The 23532-nt window shown below is 50.0% G+C and carries 21 protein-coding genes and 1 other annotated feature; of the genes, 4 read left to right on the top strand and 17 right to left on the bottom strand.

Annotated elements, in window-relative coordinates; genetic code table 11:
• Nucleotides 1-9 precede the first annotated feature (9 nt).
• The 13 genes from NSU01_RS16680 to NSU01_RS16620 all read right to left on the bottom strand — a co-directional run bounded on the left by NSU01_RS16680 (nucleotide 10) and on the right by NSU01_RS16620 (nucleotide 15015).
• A complete protein-coding gene (locus tag NSU01_RS16680) occupies nucleotides 10-786 on the bottom strand; it encodes an ABC transporter ATP-binding protein (protein ID WP_042137133.1) in 777 nt (258 codons plus the stop codon).
• A gap of 47 nt (nucleotides 787-833) precedes the next feature.
• Nucleotides 834-3185 (bottom strand): ABC transporter permease, encoded by a 2352-nt coding sequence (locus NSU01_RS16675; RefSeq protein ID WP_042137132.1) that lies wholly within the window; start codon nucleotides 3183-3185, stop codon nucleotides 834-836.
• 136 nt (nucleotides 3186-3321) lie between these two features.
• Nucleotides 3322-4893: an ABC-F family ATP-binding cassette domain-containing protein gene (locus NSU01_RS16670; protein WP_076248305.1), complete on the bottom strand. Its 1572-nt coding sequence runs from the start codon at nucleotides 4891-4893 to the stop codon at nucleotides 3322-3324.
• A gap of 130 nt (nucleotides 4894-5023) precedes the next feature.
• Nucleotides 5024-6196 carry an alanyl-tRNA editing protein gene (locus NSU01_RS16665; RefSeq protein WP_076248307.1) on the bottom strand — a complete coding sequence of 391 codons (1173 nt, stop codon included), beginning with the start codon at nucleotides 6194-6196 and terminating at the stop codon, nucleotides 5024-5026.
• Nucleotides 6193-6636 (bottom strand): GNAT family N-acetyltransferase, encoded by a 444-nt coding sequence (locus NSU01_RS16660; RefSeq protein WP_179093642.1) that lies wholly within the window; start codon nucleotides 6634-6636, stop codon nucleotides 6193-6195. Before NSU01_RS16660 ends, NSU01_RS16665 begins: the two co-directional genes overlap by 4 nt.
• A 23-nt stretch (nucleotides 6637-6659) precedes the next feature.
• Nucleotides 6660-7424, bottom strand: a complete 765-nt coding sequence (locus NSU01_RS16655) for a TSUP family transporter (protein ID WP_042137127.1) — start codon at nucleotides 7422-7424, stop codon at nucleotides 6660-6662.
• Nucleotides 7425-7546: 122 nt separating this feature from the next.
• Nucleotides 7547-7981, bottom strand: a complete 435-nt coding sequence (locus tag NSU01_RS16650; protein ID WP_076248310.1) for an NUDIX domain-containing protein — start codon at nucleotides 7979-7981, stop codon at nucleotides 7547-7549.
• Nucleotides 7982-8172: 191 nt separating this feature from the next.
• The gene (locus tag NSU01_RS16645) at nucleotides 8173-8352 is read right to left on the bottom strand and encodes a hypothetical protein (RefSeq protein WP_042236321.1); all 180 of its coding nucleotides are present in this window, start codon (nucleotides 8350-8352) and stop codon (nucleotides 8173-8175) included.
• A gap of 139 nt (nucleotides 8353-8491) precedes the next feature.
• Nucleotides 8492-9211, bottom strand: a complete 720-nt coding sequence (locus NSU01_RS16640) for a YebC/PmpR family DNA-binding transcriptional regulator (RefSeq protein WP_039291545.1) — start codon at nucleotides 9209-9211, stop codon at nucleotides 8492-8494.
• A 94-nt stretch (nucleotides 9212-9305) separates the two neighbouring features.
• Entirely contained in the window at nucleotides 9306-10859 is a 1554-nt protein-coding gene (gene lysS / locus NSU01_RS16635) for a lysine--tRNA ligase (protein WP_076248312.1), read from the bottom strand.
• Nucleotides 10860-10969: 110 nt separating this feature from the next.
• Nucleotides 10970-11235, bottom strand: a binding site (T-box leader).
• 476 nt (nucleotides 11236-11711) lie between these two features.
• Nucleotides 11712-12827 (bottom strand): 5-methyltetrahydropteroyltriglutamate--homocysteine S-methyltransferase, encoded by a 1116-nt coding sequence (locus NSU01_RS16630; RefSeq protein ID WP_076248316.1) that lies wholly within the window; start codon nucleotides 12825-12827, stop codon nucleotides 11712-11714.
• Nucleotides 12828-12842: 15 nt separating this feature from the next.
• Entirely contained in the window at nucleotides 12843-13775 is a 933-nt protein-coding gene (locus NSU01_RS16625) for a LysR family transcriptional regulator (RefSeq protein ID WP_039291538.1), read from the bottom strand.
• 118 nt (nucleotides 13776-13893) lie between these two features.
• Complete coding sequence (locus tag NSU01_RS16620) at nucleotides 13894-15015, bottom strand: phosphodiester glycosidase family protein (protein ID WP_076248319.1); 1122 nt, start codon at nucleotides 15013-15015, stop codon at nucleotides 13894-13896.
• Between the two features lie 213 nt (nucleotides 15016-15228).
• On the opposite strand from NSU01_RS16620, the gene NSU01_RS16615 reads away from it, so the two are divergent.
• The 3 genes from NSU01_RS16615 (at nucleotide 15229) to NSU01_RS16605 (ending at nucleotide 17468) form a co-directional block, all read left to right on the top strand.
• Nucleotides 15229-15990, top strand: a complete 762-nt coding sequence (locus NSU01_RS16615) for a DNA/RNA nuclease SfsA (protein WP_076248321.1) — start codon at nucleotides 15229-15231, stop codon at nucleotides 15988-15990.
• Between the two features lie 27 nt (nucleotides 15991-16017).
• Nucleotides 16018-16968: a YafY family protein gene (locus NSU01_RS16610; protein WP_076248323.1), complete on the top strand. Its 951-nt coding sequence runs from the start codon at nucleotides 16018-16020 to the stop codon at nucleotides 16966-16968.
• A 131-nt stretch (nucleotides 16969-17099) separates the two neighbouring features.
• Entirely contained in the window at nucleotides 17100-17468 is a 369-nt protein-coding gene (locus tag NSU01_RS16605; RefSeq protein ID WP_042137108.1) for a VOC family protein, read from the top strand.
• A gap of 235 nt (nucleotides 17469-17703) precedes the next feature.
• Here the strand turns inward: NSU01_RS16605 and NSU01_RS16600 are convergent, their stop codons facing one another.
• Nucleotides 17704-18153, bottom strand: coding sequence for a MerR family transcriptional regulator (locus NSU01_RS16600; protein WP_076248326.1), 450 nt, complete (start codon nucleotides 18151-18153; stop codon nucleotides 17704-17706).
• Nucleotides 18154-18321: 168 nt separating this feature from the next.
• On the opposite strand from NSU01_RS16600, the gene NSU01_RS16595 reads away from it, so the two are divergent.
• Entirely contained in the window at nucleotides 18322-19173 is an 852-nt protein-coding gene (locus tag NSU01_RS16595) for an aldo/keto reductase (protein WP_076248328.1), read from the top strand.
• Nucleotides 19174-19290: 117 nt separating this feature from the next.
• Here NSU01_RS16595 and NSU01_RS16590 read toward each other — a convergent pair whose 3' ends face one another.
• From NSU01_RS16590 to NSU01_RS16580, 3 genes are all read right to left on the bottom strand, one after another.
• Nucleotides 19291-20751 (bottom strand): TPM domain-containing protein, encoded by a 1461-nt coding sequence (locus NSU01_RS16590; protein WP_076248330.1) that lies wholly within the window; start codon nucleotides 20749-20751, stop codon nucleotides 19291-19293.
• A 194-nt stretch (nucleotides 20752-20945) separates the two neighbouring features.
• Nucleotides 20946-22538 carry a TPM domain-containing protein gene (locus NSU01_RS16585; protein ID WP_076248331.1) on the bottom strand — a complete coding sequence of 531 codons (1593 nt, stop codon included), beginning with the start codon at nucleotides 22536-22538 and terminating at the stop codon, nucleotides 20946-20948.
• A gap of 126 nt (nucleotides 22539-22664) precedes the next feature.
• Complete coding sequence (locus NSU01_RS16580; protein ID WP_179093643.1) at nucleotides 22665-23498, bottom strand: aldo/keto reductase; 834 nt, start codon at nucleotides 23496-23498, stop codon at nucleotides 22665-22667.
• Nucleotides 23499-23532: the final 34 nt, after the last annotated feature.

Below are 23532 nucleotides of genomic sequence, written 5' to 3'. Positions count from 1 at the left end.
TGCTGCTTGTTACCAGCCCATCTCCATCAGCCAGCCCGTCAGGCTGCGCTCACGTTCCCTCGAACCCTGCTCCGGCGAATATTTGCCCAGGACATGCTCGCCCTGAATATTTCCGTCCACCATATATAATACCTTATCGCTCTGTGCGGCGACCTTCACATCATGGGTTACAATCATAACGGTTGTTCCCTCACGGTTGATCCGGCACAGCTCATTCATTACTTCCTGGGCTGCTTTTGAGTTGAGCGCACCTGTCGGCTCATCGGCAAACAGCATCGCCGGCTCATTAATCAGCGCCCGGCATATACAGGCCCGCTGCAGCTGTCCCCCGGATACCTCTGTAATGTCATGTGCCGCAGTTTCAATTATATTCAGCTTCCGCATTAGAGCATCGGCGTACTGATTGACATCGCTGCGGCTGCGCCCGCTTCCTTTGCCGGATAGCGCCTGATAGCCCGATAGAATGATATTATCATAAACGGACAGATTGCTCAGCATATGCATCTGCTGAAAGATGAACCCCATCTTATGCAGGCGCAGCCCGGCCATCTCTTTCTCGGAGAGCTGTGAGAGGCTCTGCCCGTCAAACACCACTTCCCCCGCCGTGAGCCGGTCCATCCCGCTGACAGTATAGAGTAGCGTTGATTTGCCCGATCCGGACGGTCCCATTACGGACACGAACTCTCCTTCATGAAGCGTAAGATTAATATTCCGCAGGACATTATTCTGTCCTTTGTTTACAATATAGGTTTTGCATAGATTGGTTACTTCCAGTACGGCTGCCATTTCTGTATTCCTCCTTGGGTAGTTGTTTGCAGTTCGCTAATACTCACTCATTCTTTATTCATATTCCAGATCTGCACGCGCCTGATTTGTCCGCAGCTGGTGTATACCGCCAGCATGACGACAGCAAGCATCAGGAGCGGATAGAAGACATAGACCTGAAGCGGAATGATGACGAGGTCCAGCTTCGTCAGACCGAATATCCTGAAGATGATGCCGAGCAGACGTCCTCCAAGGGTATTCGCTGCGATCACCCCAAGGATTAATGAGGCAGCCATGATAATCAGAATGCGCAGTACCTGCCACAGCCGGATGGCTGAATTCGTGAAGCCGATGCTTTTCATGACCGCAATGCCGTGTACTTCCTTCGTAATCATCAACCTGACGAACAGACTCGTAATAAAGAACGTAATAATGCAGATAATCGCCGTGAGCAGTGCATTGAGGCTGCGCAGCTGGCTCATGAACCCTCCGGTAGTCTCTCCCAGCATTTCCATCCCCGATTTGATGTTAAGTCCGCTGATTTGGCTCTGAATGTCCTTAATAATTTCAGCCTTCTGCTCCTCCGGGGCATGGATATTACCAGAAAACAGGTAAGCTGATATAACCTTCGGGTTGTAATCCCGTGCAATCCAGACGCCATAACCTTCGTTAGAGATACTCTGGAACAGTCCGCTTATCATGAAAGTGCTTTGCTTGCCATCCATTTCAAACTCAATAGTATCCCCTACCTGCTTACCGTACTTCTCGGACATGATGCTCGTTATGGCAATTTCATTCTTAAGTATAGGGGCAGTGCCCTCCAGATATGGAATGGACTCATCCTGATCATTCTTCTGGGCGTTGATGCGCCGGTTATCCTGACCGTCATCTGAGATATATTTGATCAGGAGCGCATAGTTGGCCGTGAGCGAGACATCGAAGCCTTTATCGCGGAAGCTCTGGCTGAGTATCGCCTTTTCCCGCTGGATCTCATCCACAGACTTCTCAGTCATTTCCGTTTTGGTATAGAAATCCGCCCCGACTGTGCCGAAATACTCTAAAAACTTAGGGGTAACGATCGTATTGGTCAGATTAACCGGGATGAGGATGATCGCTGTACTCAGGACAAGAGTCAGGATGAGTGAAGTGTAGCTCTTCAACCGGTTCAGCACATCGCTCAGCGCCAGGAAGAATGCGGTGTGCAGGTAGCGGCTTTTATGTAAATGAATTCTGCGGGAAGCCTTGAAGCGTTCTCCTGTCTGGCCTTGCCGGATGGCGTCAATGGCGGAAGCCTTGTTAATCTTGCGCATACAGAGCAAACAGAACAGCAGAATGAAACCTATAATGGCTACAGTACTGCACGCGGATATAATGATGCTGATACTGCCGCCCGGCAGAATCATATACTGCGAAGTCCTGCCGGACATCAGCCCTGTAAGCGGAAGACTGATTCCAAGTCCGATGATGCCGCCAAGCAAGGACAGCCCCATATATTTCGTTAAATAGAGCTGTTTGATCGCGTGGTTCCTGAAGCCAATCGCCTTCATCACACCGATCTCCTTGTACTCATCCTGCAATGTAGAGACAATCGTGAAGCGCAGGGTAAGAAAGGCAATGAAGATCAGGAACAGGCTAATCGCAAACATCATTGCGGAGATGATCCGGTCTGTCATATAGGACATCGCAACGAGCGACTTGTCGACCTCGAAGTTAATCGGCAGATCCGCACCGGCAAAGGCTCCGGACAGTTCAGTAGGCTCGATACCCGGAACAGCGTTGAAACTCCATAAATTCACGCGGGAATTCTCCGGCAGCGTCTTCTCAATTTCGTTAAAGTCTTCTGTGGAGATTATTAGACGTTTGAGGCCCAGCAGATTCGAACCCATAAATGCATCCTTGAAGTAACCGCTGACGGTAAAAGTTCTCGTAATCCCTTCCAGCTGGAAGCTGATCCGCTCTCCGGTTTGGATGCCGCTAGTCAGCATCAGGTTCGTAGGCAGTCCAATCTCCCCTTGCTGAAGGGTATAGGGCTCATTATCTGCGCCGAAGATCAGGTTCACCTGTTCCGGGATGGCGGACAGTACAAGACTTGTATTGCCGGAAAAGCTGGTACGCCCCTCTGGCATCTTGATTTGCTCCAGTGAAAGACTGATTTGTTTCTCCGTATACGCCGTCTCCACTCTCTTCTCATTCCGAACCCAGTCCTGGACCGCCCCGTTATATTCGGGATTATCCGCCAGTGTGATATTAAGATCGGCCACACGGCTCTTGTCAATAAAGCTGTCGAGGGCACTGGACGTCGAATACATCAGGCTGGAGCTGCTTGCTACGAGCGTTGAAGCCAGAATAATGAGTACCAATAGAACGGTATTCATCACTTTTTTACGCCGCAGATCTTTTTTAAGTATTTTCAGGAACACGATGTTGTTCTCCTTTCGTCAAGCTCTGTCCTGAGTATAGCGGGTCAATTATTAAATAATCCTTAAGTCGCTGCAAAAGAAGTCCGCGCAAAAAAAGAGCTACGGAATGATCCATAGCTCTCTGCTTGCTTCCAGCCTAAACGTCCTGCTCCGAGATCCCCGATTCCGGGTCAAAGGTAAGCATCTTCGTCGCTATTTTATCAATAAAGAACCGGTCATGGCTGACCGTAACTACCGCTCCGGGAAAATGAATGAGTGCCTGCTCCATCACTTGAATACTGGTCAGGTCCAGATGATTGGTAGGCTCATCCAGGATGATCACAGCAGCACCGGAGAGAAGACATTTCGCTAACGCTACTCTGGCCTGCTGGCCGCCGGATAGATGTCCGATCCTTTTACTCAAATCCACTTCAGAGAATTGCAGCATAGACAGGAATTTGTTCACTTTTTTCCGCGGCGCATCGAGTCCCAGACCATACACATTAACCGCATGACTTACTGTATCTTTAGGATCAAGCTCGTCCCACATACGATTGAAATTCGCGTAACTGACACCTCGCTCCCAGGTCACAACCCCGGAATCCGGCTCCTCCTGACCCGTCAACACCTTGATTAGCGTCGATTTCCCGCTTCCGTTAGGGCCGACTATGACCATCCGGTCTTCCTTTTGGATGTCGAAGCTAATGTTCTGGAAGATAGTCCGGCCATCATACGTCTGGCCAATTCCCTTCACTTCACCGAGCTTGTCCGGAAAACGCAAATTGCTATAAATATCGGTAATCAGGACATTCACCGGATGCGGCTCCACCCGCTTTTTGATCTCCGTCAGCTTGCGCGACAGGCGGTCTTTGGGAGACTTTTTACGGCCCCGGGTATCAATGGCTTCAGACTCCATAAGCAGAAGTTCTTCTTCCCATTCAAACTGACGGTCGAGCACCTTTTTGCGCATCTTCTTTTTTTGAACATAATCGGTATAATTGCCTTCGTACTCCTGAAAATGATAATTCTCGATCTCTATGGTCCGTGTAACTACCCTGTCAATAAACTGCCGGTCATGTGAGACCAAAAGCATCGCCCCGGTGAAACGGTGCAGCCACTGCTCGAGCCATACGATTCCTTCCATATCCAAAAAGTTGGTAGGTTCATCGAGCAATACGACATCGGGCACCTCAATTAAGACCTTGGCCAGTGCCGCGCGGTTCCGCCATCCCCCCGACAACTCCTCTACAGGCTGATGCCGTGATCTCTCATCAAATCCCAGTTTAGTGAGCACCGTATTAATCTCCACCGAGACATTCCAGCCATCCAAATGATCCATCTGTTCAAAAAGCTCCGCTTGCCGTTCTAACAGGGTATTCATCTGGTTATCATCCGTTACTTGCCCAAGCTGTTCCCCGATCTGATGCAGCTCCTGTTCGATTAGCGTCACCTGCCCGAAGCACAGCTCCAGCTCCTGTTGAACAGACAAGGACCCGGATAGCTCCGAGAATTGGGAAAAGTAACTGATCTTAACCTTCGGGTCCAGCTCCACGTTCCCGGCCGTTGGCTGTTCTTGTCCCATGATCAGCTTGAACACCGTTGATTTACCTGCACCATTGCGTCCGATTAGACCTATGCGTTCGCCTTTGCTTACACGGAAATAGATATCTCTGAAGATCAATGTATCCTCATATTTCTTAGTCACGTTCTCCATACGTATTACACTCAAACCTATCGCCCCTCTGGTTCATAACATCAGAATTCATCTATCCGCACACAGAGGTGATTATAACATTAAATCCGTATTCCCGTTCTCCGATTACACAAAAGGCCGCGATCTGCGGCCTTTTCACTTGAAATTAGAGTTGTTTTTGGGCAAAATCATAAAACGCCACTGCTGCTTCCCAAGCCGGGAAGCCGGCCTGGGCCAGCTTGTCGCTGCCGCCGCCTTTGCCCTGGTATTCGCCGAGATGGGCTTTGAAGAAGGCCCCGCAGGACAGATCCGCAGATCCGCTGTGGGCGAGTACCACCTTATTCTCCACCGCGCTCAGCAACAGAACAGGAAGGTCGGTCAGCGCCGTAAGCTTCACAGCCAGACTCTGCAAATCCTTCAGCGTTCTGGTGTCGGAGATATGCGTAATCACCCGGCTGCCTGGTTCCATGGCGGATAATAGCTCCCGGGCCAGATAGATATCATTCTGTTCCTTAAGCGCAGCCAGTTCAGTCTGCACCAGCTTCTGCTCATGCTCCCATTTCTCAAACCGGTCGATAATTTCGTCCTTACCCGTATTGAACCTGGCTGACAGCTGCCCCAGAATACGTACATTGTCATTGAATTCATCCAGTGCGCGGCTTCCGCATTTGAAGGTAATCCGGATGTTGCCCTTCTGCTTCTCGGACCGCAGCAGCTTGATCATGCCGATGGCTCCTGTTGAAGCTACATGCGTCCCCCCGCAGGCGTTGTGTTCGACACCTTCTATCTCAACAATCCGGATATCCTCTGTCACCTTAGGCAGCTTCACAAGCGGCAGCCTGGCCATTTCTTCTGCTGTTACGAAGTAGCTGACAATGCTCCGGTTCAGGTAAATCTGCCGGTTGACCTCCTGTTCAGCCTCCGCCATCTGCGCAGCAGACAGCTCCGGCAGCCCGATGTCAATCGTGGCATAGTCACTTCCTAGATGGAAGCTAAGGGTCATGGCCTGGTACAAATCACGGAAGACCGCCGACAGCAGATGCTGTCCGCTGTGCTGCTGCATATGGTCAAATCTCCGGTTCCAGTCGATTCTGCAGTTAACCTCTGTATGCGCAGGAAGCTGCGCTACCTTATGAAGCACCTCATTATCTTCCAGCACTACATTCAGCACTGGAAGTTCACCTATGTACCCTGTATCACAAGGCTGTCCGCCCCCGTGGGGATAGAAGGCTGTCTCCGCAAGCGTCACATAGATCCCGTCTTCACGTTCTAAGGTTCCGCTTATAGTTGTACTCCATTCATTCAAATAAGCTGATTCATAATACAGCTTCTTAGTCATGGGTAAACTCCTTTCTGTTTGTCGTCTTCAGCGGGCGTGAAGAACCTTTCCATTACGACATAGTCCTTGCCGCCTTTGCTGAACACTTCTTCTGTCGCCTGCATTCCAAATTTCTTGTAGAAGCCCGCTTTGTAGGTTCTTGCGTTGCAATAGATCCGCTGTACCCCTGCCTGCTCTGCCTCTTTCAGTACGGTCTGCAGTAGTCTGCTGCCGTAGCCCAGACCCTGTTCCAGCTCCAGCGTAGCAAACTTGCGGAACTGTGCTTCTGTACCATTAATGAACAGGGATAACACTGACACCAGCTGTTCTCCCAGATACAGCCCGTAATGCACGCCCAGCTCATCATCCGCCAGCTTGATGTAATCCGGCTCACGCTCGGGCCACATCACTTCATGCCTCAGTTTCCATGCTTCTTCTTTCTGTATGATTCTGATCTCCATCTCATCCACTCCATTATATGTACTTAATGCATCGTATCCCATATCTGCTTGCCGATCAATATAACAGTAACTGTTATGAATAGCGGGCGGATGTAAGCCGCTCCATTGCGGATAGCTATCCTGGAGCCCACAATAGCTCCGATCACCATCGGAATGCCCAGGATCAGCCCATGGGTATAGCTGACAGAGCCGAGGGCAATAAACGTAAGCAGACTCGTGATGTTGCTGGCGAAATTCAGCATTTTGGCATTGCCGGCGGCCGTAACAAATTCGAAGCCCATCATCAGAAAAGCAAAGATCAGAAAAGATCCGGTTCCCGGTCCGAAGAAACCATCGTAGAAGCCTATGACCAGTGCCGCGATAATCCCGATCAGCCGTGTTCTGCCATTGCTGCCGGAGAAGGTGGATACGTCTCCCCATGCTTTTTTGAACAAAGTATAGACCGTTATCACTACCAGCATCACAATGACCAGCGGCTTTAGAAACTCTGATGGCACCTGGCGGACGGTAAGTGTACCGGCCACCGCACCTATAATGGACAACGGAATCAGTGTCCGGACCAGCTTGAAATTGATTTTGCCGGAGCGCACGAAAGAGGCCGTACTGGTCAGCGAGCACATGGACCCGGCTAATTTGCTGCTGCCCAGGAGCAGAGGAAGCGGAATCCCTACAGACAGCAGTGCAGGAATTGCAATCAGTCCTCCCCCGCCTACCACAGAGTCAATTAATCCGGCCAAAAAACCGCAAAGCACCAATACTGCCACCATGCCAATCGTCCAATCTTCCATCCTGCGGAAATCCCCCTGCTATGTACTTTACATTTGTTTTCAGTAAACTTCATTCAGCATACACAATTTTGGCGGGATGCACCATAGATTTGTGAAATTGCGCTCGGCTCTGGTTACTTCTGTCACGCCCATCCATGTGAAGCAAACCAGACACCGTCTCTGAATTTGCTCCATGCCTCCTGCACAAAAGGGATGATATTCTCCGGAAGATCATCCAGCGGGAACCAGCGTAAATCATCGCATTTATCAGGCTCGGTGTTGCTAATCTCACCACTCCAATGCTCCGCTTTGAAGAAGAAATCAATCCGTTCATTTCCGGAAATCCGGATATGCATCGCTCCGAGCATTTCAAGGTCAGAAGGCGCGATAACAGCTCCGCACTCTTCCCGGACTTCACGGATGGCGGCGGAATGAAGCTCTTCTCCTCCTTCCAGCTTGCCCGCAGGCAGACCGTATTCTCCATCGTGATGCCCTGTATTCGAGCGCCGCAGTAGCAATATCTGCCCATCCTTGATCAGAAATACATGGACTACACTCAACAACCGGAAAGGTTCCATTTATTAATTCCTCCTGTTTGATCAGCCAACCAATTAAAGAGAACGCTAGTTTGCATATTTACAATCGACTATAGCATACCAGGGTGAGCTTTGTCAGACGGGAATGGTACTGTCTACTTCATCGAAAGCCAAAAAAGCGGTGAGGTTACCCTCACCGCCCGCTTGGTCCCTGCTACATTTACAGGAACAAATCATTTATACGTATTTTGCTCATTTTTCTTATAGGTCGTTTTGTCATCCCTCAGGGATTCCTTGCGGATGTCACTCTTCTTCTGCTCCATCTGCTGCGCTTCCTGACTGGTGACCGGGTCCTGATCAAGCTCCTTGACGGTATTAACCAGGTTCTTATCCGGTGCTGTATATTCTTCCACTGTATTGCCTCCTCTACGTAGTGTGCTGCTCGGTTCGGTTTATTTTGGCAAAGATCGGTATAGAATATACACAGCATGGCAGAAGTAAAAAAGCGGACAAGCCCGAAATAGGCTTGTCCGCTTAGCAAAGCAGCTTATTCTATTCTTCCGAATCCACGTTGTGGTAGACCTGCTGCACATCGTCCAGTTCTTCGAGAGCGTCAATCAGCTTCTCGAACTGCGCCTGTGCATCTTCAGGCAGGGCCACATAATTCTGTGGAAGCAGAGTCAGCTCGGCTACGGTGAATTCCGTAATGCCTGCGCCGCGGAAAGCTTCCTGTACAGCGTGGAACTGGTCGGGTTCGGCATATACGATCACTGCTTCATCCTCTTCCAGCACATCACGGACATCCAGGTCTGCTTCAATCAGCAGCTCCATCACTTCATCCGCAGTTTTGCCTTCTACACCGATTACCGCTGTCGGATCGAACATATACGTTACCGAGCCGCTGACACCCATATTGCCGCCGTTCTTGCTGAAGGTGGAGCGTACCAGCGGAGCTGTACGGTTAACGTTATTCGTCAGCGCATCGACCACGATCATCGAACCGCTTGGCCCGAAGCCTTCATAACGAAGCTCCACGTAATTTTCGTCGCCGCTGCCTTTTGCCTTTTCAAGTGCGCGGTCGATAATCGCCTTCGGCACATTGTAAGTTTTGGCCCGTTCCAGAACCACCTTCAGTGCACGGTTGGATTCGGGATCAGGTTCACCCTTCTTAGCGACAACATAGATTTCTACTCCGAACTTAGCGTAGACCTTACTTGTATTGGCATCCTTGGATGCTTTCTTTTCCTTAATATTATTCCACTTACGACCCATATCGTTACCGCTCACTTTCCAACATTTGATTAAAAACAGTCCTGTACATTATACCTCTGTTCGATATATCCCGTAAAGGGCCGTCCGGCTCCATTCATAAATCCAGTAAAGACAGCATCCGCTCCGTCCCCGCAGCCTGAATAAGCATCGGCAGACGCGGGCCTTCATCCGCACTCAGAACCAGCTGATAGATAATGGTGAACAGCCTTTTTTGCTGAGTCCGCATTGTTTTTTTGTCCTCATGATGACAGATGGCGTAGATTTGGGTCATTCTCTGCGTTTCATCCAGCTCACAGTTTCTTAGCAGACTGCAAAGGGTGCGCAGCCATTTCAGCTCTGCCGCGTCCAGTGTATGATAATAGGCTAAGTCCGGCGAAGAATTGACCGTAATCAGCTTGTGCGGCATCCAGTTTCTGATCCAGTGCTCCGCCCGGTCCGCCGTCAGCAGCAGCTGATGCTCATCTGCCTTCTCCCCATTCTTGGTGAGAATATCCCGGAGCAGTTCCCGGTCGAAGTTGATTAATGGCAGCAGACTGGACACCTGACTGAAGCTCGGGGACGTTCCGGTAGAGCCGCTAAGCAACGATAACTCCAGCGCATCCGCAAGATCACCCGTTAATGTTCCGGCATGAACTCCAGCAGCATATCGCTCGAACTCCGCATAATTGCGCAGCACATCCTCATCCAATCCAATATGAAAAGCCGCATTCGGCTGGTATTTGGCGAACAGGAACAGGATATTCTCCGGGGCATATATGTTCAGCAGATCATCGGGTGTGTAATTATGCCCGGAAGAGCTGGACATTTTGGAGTAACTGCCTTTAATGCTGATAAATTCATAGGGCTCATACATAGGCGGCGGGTTGCCGAAGATCCGCTCCGAGATTACTGCGGCCACATTATAGCTTCCGGTTTCAGACGAGTGATCACGTCCGCCGGGCTCAAACACCACCTGCTCCATGTTCCAGCGCATCGGCCAGTCGATTTTCCAGTGCAGCTTCAGGTTGTCAGCCTCAGGAACACATATGGTATCGGCATGACCGCACTTACAGCTGTACACCACGGTCTCTGCGCTGTCGTCGAAGCTGTGAATCGTTGTCGCATCTTTTCCACACCGTCCGCAGTATACATTCACCGGATAAAAAGCTGCCCGGTCTTCCGCAGAGCTCTCGCCAGTTTTGAACGACATCAGAATATCGTAGATCTCTTCCCGGTGGCGCAGGGCATGCAGGATTGCCGGATTATAGCGGTGTGACTGGTATTCCCGGCTCTGATAGATGAATTCAGGCTCGATCTCAAATGCCTGCAGCGCCTGCTCAAACTCCGCCTCGAAATGTGCCGCGTACGAAGTATGGCAGCCATGCGGACAGGGAACCTGCGAATATGGCAGCCCTATATATTGTCCGAATGCAGGGTCCACAAGCTTCGGCACCTTCCGGAACCGGTCAAAGTCATCCCACGAGAAAATGAACCGTACCTCCTTCCCCGCCCGCCGCAGCGCTTTAGCTACAAACGAAGTGGTCACAATCTCGCGGAAATTTCCGATATGGACCGATCCGGACGGACTGATCCCCGATGCACATACAAAAGTCTGCCGCTCCGGATGGTTTTCTATTAACTGGCTTGCAATTTTTTCTGCCCAATGCATTGGCAAATCACCTCTACTGTTAGTATGGAGTTCATGTGGAGCCTGTTTGACTTGGCACGACGCCCGGCCGCCCGGGAACGCAAAAAAGCTCCCGCCCTCAAGATTGTTATCTTGAGGACGAGAGCTTGAATAAGCTTCGTGGTACCACCTCTGTTCGCGGACATGTTGCCAGGCCCGCCTCTTCGGGTACGGCCATTACGCTTATACCCTATCTCTGTAACGGGAGATCCCGGCATAGCATCCTTGGGCGCCATGCCCAATTCCGTATGCAGCTCAGAGACTTTTTTCAGATCAGACGCTTTGCTGCCCCCTTTCACCACTCTGGAGCTCTCTGTGAACGCTGCCGCCTGCCTACTCTTCTCTTCATCGCTTGTGTGTATGTAAGTAATTATTTGCAAGTGTACTGCGGGAGCTGGGTTCTGTCAATAACAAAGCATTAACCGGGAACAGTCCCCCCCTTGGGAGATGCCGGTGTGGAAGCTGTAAGGGTACCGCCTCGCACGATAAGCAAGTGGAAAAACGTATCTTAATTTCCCCATTTCTGAAGGAATAGTGAAAGCAAGTGGATAAATGACATCTAATACTATTGGTTTTTGCTGCTCTGGGTGAAAGATGATCATTTAAGTGTTGTTTTTCCAACTGCTACCTTGACAGGGACCATTTGTTCATCAGCAAGTGGATTAAATCCAACTAATTCCGGGTCCTCATCCCGGCGCGTGGTGCTTGGCCCAAGGTGGTGGTCAACCCCCCATCCCATCAGGTCCTGGCGAAGCATATATCTTATATCTCCCCTCAAAAAAGAGAGCAGGTCACCCCTTCGTACAACCCCGCTCTCTATGCAGCATATACCTTCTACACCCAAACCTCATCCGCCGTCTCAATCACCAGCCGCAGCTTGTCCCACTGTTCTTCTTCGGTCAGGATATTCCCTTCCTCGGAGGAGGCGAAGCCGCATTGGGTGCTGAGACAAAGCTGATTAATATCCACATATTCTGCCGCTTCGGCTATCCGGGCTTTGAGCTGCTCTTTGTTCTCCAGGCCGCCATGCTTCGTGGTCACCAGCCCCAGCACAACAAATTGGTTACGAATAAAGCGCAGCGGTTCGAAGTCACCGGAACGTTCATTGTCATACTCCAGGAAGAACGCGTCCACTTCGGCGCCAGCGAACAGCTCTTCGGCAACCGGCCCGTACCCCCCGGCAGCAAACCAGGTCGAGCGGAGATTACCTCTGCACACATGCAGCGCAATCGTCATATCCGCAGGGCGGGCAGCGATGCTCTCATTAATCAGCCGGACATAGTCCTTCGCCAGCTGGTCGGGATCGACGCCTCTGCTGCGCAGATGCGCCCGGTGTTTGCCGCTGCAAAGTGTGCCCCACGTAGTATCATCCAGCTGCAGATACCGGCAGCCGGCATCGTAGAAGGCCTGTATCGCATCCCGGTACACCCGGATGATATCTCCATACAGCGTTGCGGCATCCGAGTAGACCTCGTTTCCGTTATAATCCTGCACGAAATGAAACAGCGCCGGTGAGGGAATCGTCATTTTGGCAAGCGTGTCTCCGGCCATCTGCTGCAGACTGCTGAAATCTGCCACCATAGGATGGTCGCCGAATGCGATTTTACCGGTAATCTTGAAGCTCTCTGCCCGGTTCACCGGTTCCTTGGAGCTGCCGGCCGGCCCGAGTGTGATCTTCTGCGTCCCCTGTACCCCGAAGAAGAAATCAAGATGCCACCAGGAGCGGCGGAACTCGCCATCGGTTACGGCATGCAGCCCCAGGGATTTCTGCTGCTGGAGCAGCTTGGCAATCTCTATGTTCTCCACCTCACGCAGTTCCCCGGCGGTCATGGTACCTTGGGCATGCAGGCTGCGCGCTGCTTTGAGCGCTTCTGGCCGCAGGAAGCTTCCGACAATATCATAGCGAAAGGGCGGTACATTTCTTGTCGATCCGATAACTGGACTACTCATACGTCCCTCCTGCTGTTAAAGTAAGAATGATTCAAGCTCGAAATAATTATCCGACACCAGATCATTCAGAATGTTAATATACCCCGACATAATCTCGCTCGGTTTACGGTCCTTGTGGGCAATCCAGCCGACAGAGAACACCTCTTTGCTGTCAAAAGGAATAGTGACCAGTCCCGCATCATTCAGCTCAGAGGCCATTATTCCTGTGCCTACCGTATACGAATCACTTCCGAGCAGCAGATGAGTCAGTGTGGCGCGGTCGGTAACTTTAATATTCTTCTCAATTTGTGTGAAGCTAAGCATTTCCTCCGAGAAGTGCAGTGAATTGTTATCCCCCTGCTCAAAAGTAATATAAGGAAACGCAAGAATATCATCAATAGTGATTCTTTCTTTGCCGGCCAGCACATGTCCTGCCCGCACATATACATGCGGATTCGTATTGAATAGCGGTGTAAACTTCAGGTTACCGTCGCTAAACAGCTTGTTCATTACCTTATAGTTACTCTCATTGATATACAGAATACCAATATCGCTGCGTAGGGTACGCACATCCTCAATAATCTCATAGGTCTGTGTCTCCCGCAGGCTGAAATTGTATTCCGCTATCTTACTCTCCTTCATCAGCTTCACAAATGCGTCCGTAACAAAAGCATAGTGCTGCGTTGATACCGAAAAGTAGATCGGACTGCGTTTCTTGCCGGTATAACGGTTCTCCATAAACTCCGTTTGTTCAATAATCTGCCGGGCATAGCCCAGAAACTCCATGCCTTCCGCCGAGATGCTGATCCCCCGGTTGTTGCGTTCGAAGATTGTAATGCCAAGCTCGCTCTCCAGCTCCTTGATAGCATTCGAGAGGCTGGGCTGTGACACAAATAGCCTTTTGGCCGCTTCGTTCATAGAGCCGCTGTTCGCAATCTCAATTGCGTAGCGGAGCTGCTGCAATGTCAAACCTGTTCCCCCTCTGATCAAGGAATTCCCCTATGCTACAAATAAGAATTTAATAGTTATCCTATCACACCTTGCCGCACCCAATCTACTAGGGATTATGCAGCGTGAAAAACTGAAGTTATCGGGTCCGCTTCTTGCCTGCATCGATTTTGGACGGATCCAGTCCTTCCCAGATGTTCTTGATATCCGCCTGCTCGGGATTCTCAAACACCAGGAATGCCGTAGGCAGATAACGCTCCCCGTATTGTGAAGAAGGCTTGTTAAGAATCTCGTTGTCCTTCACCAGTACAGTGGATGATCCCCCGTCCAGATTGGCTGCGATCACTGCACCCTGCTTCAGCATAATCTGCTGCACATCATACAGGTTCGCCCCGATGCTGTAGCCCGGCTGCCGCCCGTCGATGACCACGAAGATCAGTGCGCCGTCAGCCCGCTGGCCCATAGCTGTTCTTGGGGCGATCCCCCAGCCTTCAGCGGCATTCTTGATCTGGCCTTTGCCGTTCACGATAATCCGCGGCTGAAAAGTCACCGCCTCCTGCACACCCAGCTTGCTTAGCTCATCTAACGTGTAATTTCCGGCAATCATTTTGCCTTCTTTATCGAGACCCACAATCTGCGTAGACTTCTTGCCGCCAAGTCCGTTATAGTACAGCTTCCCTTGCGAGACGACCAGCCCGATCGGCTTGAAGCCATTGCCCTTCCAGTTCGGATCGGCGAAGCCCCCGCCGTTCACCCCGGCGATTGCCCCTGTCCGCGCCACCATACTGGATACCTTTTCCCCTGAACCGATCTTATTAGGTACACCGAGGCGAACCTTCTTCGGATCGTTAACAATCATCACATAACCTGCGTACCCGCTGCCATTCACCTTTTCAATCTCGACCAGAGGTTTATCCTCCGGGACCACGGGCTCCGGCTCAATCACATGGGTATCCACCTCATCGCCCATCTCCTGGAACCGTTCTGTATATTCGCTGACGCGGTTCTTGAGCTCATCTTCACCAATAATATATTTGGCCATATACCGGTGTTGTGTCGTAATCAGCGTATCAGCGATAAGATAGCGGGTGTTTTGGGCAGACGGTGCAAGGTAGAGCCAGCCTCCGGCTACAATCAGCAGGATGAGGCAGAACATAAATACTCTGAAAACTGTACGGAAAAAGCCCCTTTTCTTGCGCTTGCGGGCCGGTTTTTTCTTCTTGCGGACAATGGAACGTTGCGGTAATGATGAAGAATTCACTTCTAAATATCCTCCCTAAACAAACCTTTTGTTGTATACTTCTATAAACTCACATATCTCATAATAGACCAATATAGAAGTTTAAAAGTTTCAGTTTGGTCAATTCTCTGCCCATTATCTGTTATTTTCTAACTCATCCATGTGGCTGCTGACATTCCGTTGTCAGTAGCATTTTGTATAATTGCTTAAAGAGATTACTGAGGAGAACTTACTATGCAAACTAATAACAATCCATTTATTTTTGAAACACCTCTCATTGAAGGTGTGATTTGCAGACGGCGTAACCGGTTCATTATGGAAGTCGAGGTTGACGGAGTCATTTATGATTGCCATTGTCCCACGACAGGCCGTATTGGTGACATCATTTTGCGTGATGTTCCTTGCCTGCTTTCACTAAGCAATAATTTATCAAGAAAGACCCTTTATACAGTGGAGGCCATATCAGTTGATTTACCATCCAATGCCACTAAATCATGGATAGGAATCAATCAGAATGCAGCAAATAGATATGTAGAGCATTTTATTAAAAGCGGCCAGCTTTCTGGTATGGTGAATAATGGTGAAGCAATAAAAAGAGAACAAAAAGTCGGCAACTCCAAACTTGATTTTCTTGTGGGAAATACTTACATTGAGGTCAAAACACCCCTTACGCGATTACAGGTCGAGGTTAAGGAGCATATCGAAACTAAGGAAGGAAGCAGCTTCACTTCCTTTGAAAGATTCATAAAACATATTGGGGAACTGGCCCATAGTTTAAATAAAAATGACAAAGCAATCCTGTTGGTATGTTTCATCTATGATAGTTCTAAATATATGGGCTCATCGGGCGGGAAGTATAGCAGCTATATCCGGAATTCCGTGCAATCATCAATAAACCAAGGGGTTGAAGTGTGGCAGGTTAATTTCAAAATAACCCCTACTGAAGTAAATCTCATACGTTATTTTGAAACCACGAAAGATATGATCAAGGGTTGAATTCTAAACAAGGGAGTGCAGCTTCCATTGAATAAAACAGAGCGTCTTTTATCGATTGTGATGGAACTACAGCGAAGCAAATTGCATACGGCTGATGAATTAGCAGCGGTCTTAGGGGTTAGTGTAAGAACGATCTATCGTGATATGCAGGCTCTGAGTGAAGCGGGAGTTCCCATCATCGGTGAGACAGGATTAGGATACTCCTTAATGGAAGGCTATTTTCTTCCACCCATCAGTTTTACCACAGAAGAGGCAGTATCACTTCTTCTTGGAGCTGAATTCATAGAGAAACGTTTTGATCCGACTTATCGCAATAGTGCCCGTTCTTCCCGCAGGAAAATAGAAGCCATTCTTTCCCGGCCCATGCGTGAAGAGACAACCCGAATACAAGGGAGCATCCGATTGCTTCAAAGGGATGAAAAGGTCAAAATGGCCCGGGAGAAAGTAAACTTGGGAATCATTCGTGAAGCCATGCTGGAGGGCAAGAAACTTCGTTTAACCTATCACAAGCGGGTGGCTGAAGCTGGTGGGAACCGGGTAAATGTGCGAACTGTATCGCCATACGGATTGGCACATGATGAGCAGAATGGCTGGCTGTTACTTGCTTTCTGCGACCTAAGGGAGGATATCCGCCATTTTCGGGTCTCCCGGATCAGTGACCTTACCGTGACTGAGGATACGTTTCAGACTCCCGATAACTTCAACCTTGAGTCCTACCGGCCGAAGGATACCCGCAGCATACGGGTCTGTGCCATTTTTAATCCAGACATCACAGATAGAGTTGAAGAAGCTAATAACTATTATATGGAGACTGCCGAATCTAAAGAGGACGGTTACCATGTCACTTTTCGTGTCCACGAGCCGGAAGAATTGCTGAGCTGGATGCTTGGATGGGGGGCAGATGTAGTAGTCACTGAACCTGAATCCTTCAAAAACCGGATAAGAGAAGAAATCGGAAAAATGAAAGAACGCTACTGACATGCTGTTGGCAGTAGGGGGCTTGTATAATCAAGACATACGAATAGTACATTGAAGATTTGCAAATGCTGATTTTGAGGCGATGGCGAGTCAGATGATTATTCTAATAACATAAACAGGAGGACATTATTATGTCAGCAATTGGACCCGACTTCATTTCAATTCAGGTGAGCAATCTTGAAGGCTCTGCGGAATTCTATCAAAACTATCTCGGACTGGTACGCTCTCAAGCAGGACCACCTCATGCTGTAGTCTTTGATACCAAGCCTATAGCATTTGCTCTTCGTGACCTAATGCCTGGAACAGAACTCGGTGCAGGGACTCAACCTGGACTTGGTGTCGCTCTGTGGCTTCATGCCCCTGATACGCAAGACATCCACGACAAGCTTATTGCAGCAGGCGTAACAATTACATCCGCACCAATAGACGGACCCTTCGGGCGAACCTTTTCATTTGCCGACCCGGACGGTTATCAGGTTACTCTTCACAGTAAAGGCTAATACGCAAAAGTATTCAGCTTAATAACTAGTGATAGGCTCCCCATATGGTAGACAGGTGAGATCATACAACCTGTTACTGTCAGGGGAGCTTTTTCATGCCGGCGAATGGTCAAGCTAAGTGGAACACCTTGTACGGCAAGGCTATTTCTCCAACTCATAGCGGGCCGCGATAATGCCCGACTTGAGCGTTCGGCTGGACAATAACTATTGTGCAAATCCGTTCGTTCTGAGCATATCACGCCTTCCTGACAGCTGGCGAGTACAACACGTCAGCATGCATACGCTGGATTTCGCCCCAGTTGCCGGGATTGGTCGTGTCAGGTGCACCGTGCTCCAGAATGTCCTGATATAGGGCAGTTTTTTGTTCCAGATGGGCTATATGCCGTTTGGCTTCTTCAAGCTTAATGAGCGCTGCTTCTTTATGCTTCATTATGAGTTCACTGCGTTGCGGAAGGGTCGAATCCCCTTCGAGACAGAGATCGACGTATATTTTGATAACTTCAATCGGCATTCCGGATTGCTTGAGACATCTGACGCCATGCAGCCAGTTGATCGATTCTTCGTCGAACAGCCGGATATTATTCTGGTTTCGCTGTACGCTGGGCACCAGCCCTTTATCCGTGTAAAAGCGTACAGCGTGCTCCGTGAGTCCTGTGATCAGGGCGGCTTCTTTGACCGTATGCATGTGTGATCCTCCTTGAAAAATATGATAAGACCGCTTGACTTCGTGTTACACGAAGGCGATAGGCTTATTGTAATGCAACTCGGATGGAAGTGGAATCCCCGATTCAGTATCCTACTTCGGGATACGCACCGTTTGCTGTTGTACATCTGAATACTGGGAGGAATTATAATGCTAAACGTAACCTTAAACAATGGTGTGAAAATGCCGATCATCGGTTTTGGTGTCTACCAAATCCCGGATGCTGGAGAATGCGAGAACGCCGTATATGAAGCACTGATGGCTGGATACCGCCTCATTGACACAGCGGCCGGTTACCTCAACGAGGAAGCGGTTGGACGCGCAATTAAGCGTAGCGGCTTGAAGCGTGAGGAGCTGTTCATCACGACCAAGCTTTGGGTTCAGGATGCCGGCTACGAGAGTGCCAAGCTGGCGTTCGCCAAATCCTTGAATAAGCTGCAGCTGGACTATCTCGATCTATACCTTATTCACCAGCCGTTCGGGGATTACTACGGCGCTTGGCGTGCGATGGAAGAATTGTACCGCGAAAACAAGATCAGGGCGATCGGTGTCAGCAACTTCCTGCCCGACCGTCTGATGGACCTCATTGTGCATAACGAAATCGTACCCGCTGTCAACCAGATCGAAACGCACCCGTTCTACCAGCAGGCTGAGAGCGCTGCTTTTATGAAAGATCAGGGCGTGCAGCACCAGTCGTGGGCGCCGTTCGCTGAAGGACTGGGCAACATGTTCGGCAACGAAGTACTGGCTTCAATTGCTGAGAAACACAACAAGTCTGTCGCCCAGGTCGTGCTGCGCTGGCTTGTTCAGCGTGGTATCGTTGTGATTCCAAAATCAGTGAGAAAAGAGCGGATCGCGGAAAACTTCAATATTTTCGATTTTGAGTTGAGCGTAGATGACATCGGACAAATTACCGCCCTCGATACGCGGGATAGCCTCTTCTTATCCTATCACGATCCGAAGTTCGTCAAGATGCTGGGCACCTTGAGAGTCGATCTGTAAACCTTGATCATACCGTAAGCTCATCACATCTTTATCTTTATCTATGAAAAAGGGACAGGGCGGCCGCACGGCCACTGTCCTTTTTTCATTATTTTCTTAGTCTGCAACTCCAGCCAATCACCGGTGTCTGCCTACACCGCCTCCTCCGCTTGCACTGCCGCCTCCGCCGGAATTATTATCGTCATCATAGGAAGAATAACGCCCCGCTCCACCACCATTGGTAGAACCGCCGTCCCCCTCATTTTCATCCTCGTAAGAGGAATAGCGCCCTACTCCGCCTCCGCTTGATGAACCGCCGCCTCCCTCATTGCTACCCCAGAAGCTGCTCTGCGAACTGCTGTGATTCAAGGCTTCGTTACGATGCCGCTCATGCCGGCGGTGCCGCCGCTGCCTCATAGTAGAACCTGAGCCGAACCTGGTAACTAGACGGTTCATATTCTGCTGGTTGAACGGATTAAGCTGTGATCCGAAACGGGCAATTAAACGGTTGCGGCCGGATGCAGCAAAACTGAATAGAGCAATGATTATCAGATACACTCCCATAATCTTTAATCCTGTAGATGCGCTGACGGGTTTCGGTTTGTCGTTAATATGCGATTTCACAGGTGATTGGGTTGCTGCTGCAGCGGTTGATTTGGTGCCCGCCGCAGCCTCCTGGCTGGCATCTGCTCTGGCCAGGAAGAAGCTGTAGAAGGCATTCGCCGTGGCGGTTGCCCCTCCGGCGTAATCTTTTGCGGCAAATTCGGGTTCAAGTACCGTGTCCTGTATTCCGCCAATGCGTTCATTGGTCAAGACTCCATCGATTGCCTTGCCCTGTAATACATGATAGTTATCTCCGCCGATATCGAGCACCAGCATCACATCTTTAGGCCCTGCGGCTACACCGGCGAACTTTGCGTACGTATAATCCTGCAGGCTTTTATCACCGGAATTCTTGATTGTCACTACATAGATCCCGCTTCCGGTCGTTGCCGCATAACGGTTGCTGGACTGGTTCAGATAATCCTTCGTTACCTGCTTGAAGACTCCGGCATTATCCGATACATAGTTTTTGGTGCTGACAGTTTCCGAATAGATTCCGCCAAGACTCTGAATTAACGCACCATAAGTTTTGCGCGCGCCAGCACTGTAATCCTTCTTGGCAAAATCCGGCTCCAGCGACTCCGAGAGAATCCGGGATAACACATTGTCGTTCAGCGTATCCTCCAGGCCTTTGCCCGGAACCGCCCAGTAATCATCATCCTGGGTGGAGAGCAGCAGCAGGACTCCGTTATTCTTAGCCGCTGAGCCGACTCCCCATGCATTGAACAGCGAGGTCGCATACTCTTCCATCGGTGTTCCGTTCGTAGTATTCACCGTCACCAGCACAACTTGAGCACCAGTCTGCTGATGCAGCTTCACGCCGTAATTGACCATATAATTCTCTGTCTTCTGATCGATTACGCCCGCGAAGTCATTCACATAAAAGGACTCCGAATGAGCGGGAACAGCTGCCTCCATCCGGCTTGGCGCCAGCGGCAGCAGAAGCAGGATCATAAGGATGACGGTAAACGCTGCTAGTATACTTTTACGATTCATTCGTACCCCTCCGCTAGTTATATCTCTTCTATACTATATCGGTTACGCACATTATGGTATATAGTTCCATTCCGGTTGTACTTATGTATGAAGCAAAAAAATGGCAGGCCAGCCCGCAAAAGGGGAGGCGCTGCCGTTGTATTTGTGCTGTCTCTAGTCAGACTATTACAGATATAAGAATTGAAAAGAACAGATTACCGGTGTCTGCCTACACCACCGCCGCCACTTGCGTTGCCGCCTCCGCCGGAATTGCCGCCCCCAGAAGAACCTGAGGAGTGGCGGCCCACTCCGCTGCTGCTGGAAGATCCCGAGGAATGACGGCCTGAGCCGCCTCCGCTTGACGAGCCTCCGCCTCCATGATTCGTTTCTCTACTGGAGGAGGAAGAGCGGCCCGAGCCCCCGCCGCTTGTTGAACCTCCGCCTCCCGAATTACTGCCCCAGAAGCTGCTCCGTGATTCATTACGGGACGATGAGCTGCGGGGTTGAGGCCGCTGGTTATAGCTTCTTTGGCTATGGCTTCTTTGGTTATAGCTTCTTTGGGTATAGCTCCTACGCCTGATGCCATAATCCGGCTGCCCCGTCCAAACACCATAGCGCTGTATATTGCCGGGGTGATGCGGGTTAATTCCGATTCCGTACCGGGCAATATTCCGGTTGCGGCGCGAGGCGGATACGCTGAAGCCCAACACCAATATTAGAAAACAAAGAATAATAGCACTCCCGTCTAAATGGTCAACCGGATCTTTGTCTAGCGGAGGATCATAGCTGGAGGCTGGATACGTGCGCACCTGCACTTTCGAAGGGTTGTCCGCTGCCGGCAACGTGTTTACCTCCGCAGACTCAGCGCTTTGAACTGCAGACTGTTGGCTATGATCCGCTCTGGCCAGGAAAAAGTTGTAGAAGGCATTCGCCGTAGCGGTTGCCCCGCCGGCGTAATCTTTTGCCGCAAATTTCGGTTCAAGCGCAGTATCCAGAATCCCGCCGATCATATCATTAGTCAACAGATTGTCGATATCCTTACCCTGAAGGACATGATAATTATCTCCGCCGATATCCAGCACCAGCATTACATCTCTAGGTCCAGCTGCTACGCCGGCGAACTTCGCATACGTATAATCCTGAAGGCTAGTATCACCGGAATTCTTGACAGTCACTACATAGATCCCGCTTCCGGTCGTTGCCGCATAGCGGTTACTGGACTGGTTGAGATAATCCTTCGTTACCTGCTTGAAGACTCCGGCATTGTCTGCGACATAGTTCTTGGAGCCGACCTGCTCCGAATAGATTCCGCCAAGCTCCTGAATTAATGATCCATAGGTTTTGCGCGCACCAGCGCTATAGTTCTTCGCCGCGAAATCCGGCTCCAGTGACTCCGAGAGAATCTGAGATAACACGTTGTCGTTCAGTGTATCCTCCAGACCTTTGCCCGGTACCGCCCAGTAATCATCATCCTGGGTGGAGAGCAGCAGCAGGACTCCGTTGTTCTTATCCGCCGAGCCGACTCCCCATGCATTGAACAGCGAAGTCGCGTAATCTTCCATCGATGTTCCGCCTGTAGAATCCACTGTTACCAGTACAACCTGTGCACCGGTCTGCTGATGCAGCTTCACGCCATAATTGACCATATAATTCTCTGTTTTCTGATCAATGACTTCCGCGAAGTCATTCACATAAAAGGACTCCGAATGTGCCCGAACAGCCGCCTCCGTGCGGCTTGGCGCCAGCGGCAGCAGTAGCAGGATCATCAGGATAGCGATAAGCGCAGTTTTTAAAGTTTTCCCATACATTAATACCCCTCCGGCTACTCATATCTCTACTATACTATATCGGTTAAGCACACAATGGGATATAGTTCCATTCCCTTTATACTTATGTCCGAATCTAGTAAATATTCAAAAGAGACTGCCCGGAGGTTACTCGTTGTTAAATCTGTCCGGATGCGATCCAAAACGCTGGTTGTTGTTCAGCGCATTAATGCGGCTGATTTCATCCTCTGACAGCTCGAAATCAAAGATATCGGCATTCGCGATAATCCGCTCTTCCTTGACCGACTTAGGAATAGTCACGATACCGTTCTGCAGATCCCAGCGCAGGATGACCTGAGGCAGCGTTTTGTTATGGCGTGCCGCAATGTCAGCAATCACTTCATTGTCCAGCAGATGGCCTTGGGCCAGCGGAGCCCAGGCTTCAATCTGGATACCCTGCGCCCGGCAAAACTCACGAAGCTCAAGCTGGCTAAGCAGCGGATGAAGCTCGACCTGGTTAACCATTGGCTTCACGTTAGCTTCAGTTAAAAGATCTTCCAAATGATCAATCTGGAAGTTCGAGACACCGATCGCCCGGACTTTGCCATCCGCATACAGCTTCTCAAGTGCACGCCAGGTGTCTTTATATTTGGCTCGGATCGGCCAATGCACCAGATACAGATCTACATAGTCCAATCCCAGTTTGCTGAGACTCAGGTCAAATGCCGCCAGCGTAGAATCATACCCCTGATCGTTATTCCATACCTTGGTGGTGATGAACAGCTCTTCGCGGGCAACCCCGGATTCACGGATCGCCTGGCCGACTCCCTCTTCATTACCATACACAGTTGCTGTATCAATGCTTCTGTATCCGGCCTTAATTGCTGCTTTGACAGAATCCACAACCTCTTGACCTTCCTGGACCTTGAACACTCCCAGACCAAACCAAGGCATTTCTACACCGTTAGCTAACTTTGTTGCCGATTTTAGATTCATCATTATAAGAATACCACCCATCTATATAATTTGGATTGTT

The sequence above is a fragment of the Paenibacillus sp. FSL H8-0259 genome (genome assembly GCF_037963255.1).
In the GTDB taxonomy this organism is placed as follows: Bacteria; Bacillota; Bacilli; order Paenibacillales; family Paenibacillaceae; genus Paenibacillus_AQ; species Paenibacillus_AQ phytohabitans.
This window is presented reverse-complemented; position numbering and strand designations above follow the sequence as displayed.

Bases quoted from the DNA above. Each gene is read 5' to 3' on its own strand.
- NSU01_RS16640 (WP_039291545.1), bottom strand. From the start codon at position 9,211: ATGGGTCGTAAGTGGAATAATATTAAGGAAAAGAAAGCATCCAAGGAT.
- lysS (WP_076248312.1), bottom strand. From the start codon at position 10,859: ATGCATTGGGCAGAAAAAATTGCAAGCCAGTTAATAGAAAACCATCCG.
- NSU01_RS16585 (WP_076248331.1), bottom strand. From the start codon at position 22,538: ATGTATGGGAAAACTTTAAAAACTGCGCTTATCGCTATCCTGATGATC.
- NSU01_RS16655 (WP_042137127.1), bottom strand. From the start codon at position 7,424: ATGGAAGATTGGACGATTGGCATGGTGGCAGTATTGGTGCTTTGCGGT.
- NSU01_RS16600 (WP_076248326.1), bottom strand. From the start codon at position 18,153: ATGCATACGGTCAAAGAAGCCGCCCTGATCACAGGACTCACGGAGCAC.
- NSU01_RS16680 (WP_042137133.1), bottom strand. From the start codon at position 786: ATGGCAGCCGTACTGGAAGTAACCAATCTATGCAAAACCTATATTGTA.
- NSU01_RS16665 (WP_076248307.1), bottom strand. From the start codon at position 6,196: ATGACTAAGAAGCTGTATTATGAATCAGCTTATTTGAATGAATGGAGT.
- NSU01_RS16615 (WP_076248321.1), top strand. From the start codon at position 15,229: ATGCAAACTAATAACAATCCATTTATTTTTGAAACACCTCTCATTGAA.
- NSU01_RS16605 (WP_042137108.1), top strand. From the start codon at position 17,100: ATGTCAGCAATTGGACCCGACTTCATTTCAATTCAGGTGAGCAATCTT.
- NSU01_RS16590 (WP_076248330.1), bottom strand. From the start codon at position 20,751: ATGAATCGTAAAAGTATACTAGCAGCGTTTACCGTCATCCTTATGATC.
- NSU01_RS16630 (WP_076248316.1), bottom strand. From the start codon at position 12,827: ATGAGTAGTCCAGTTATCGGATCGACAAGAAATGTACCGCCCTTTCGC.
- NSU01_RS16660 (WP_179093642.1), bottom strand. From the start codon at position 6,636: ATGGAGATCAGAATCATACAGAAAGAAGAAGCATGGAAACTGAGGCAT.
- NSU01_RS16595 (WP_076248328.1), top strand. From the start codon at position 18,322: ATGCTAAACGTAACCTTAAACAATGGTGTGAAAATGCCGATCATCGGT.
- NSU01_RS16650 (WP_076248310.1), bottom strand. From the start codon at position 7,981: ATGGAACCTTTCCGGTTGTTGAGTGTAGTCCATGTATTTCTGATCAAG.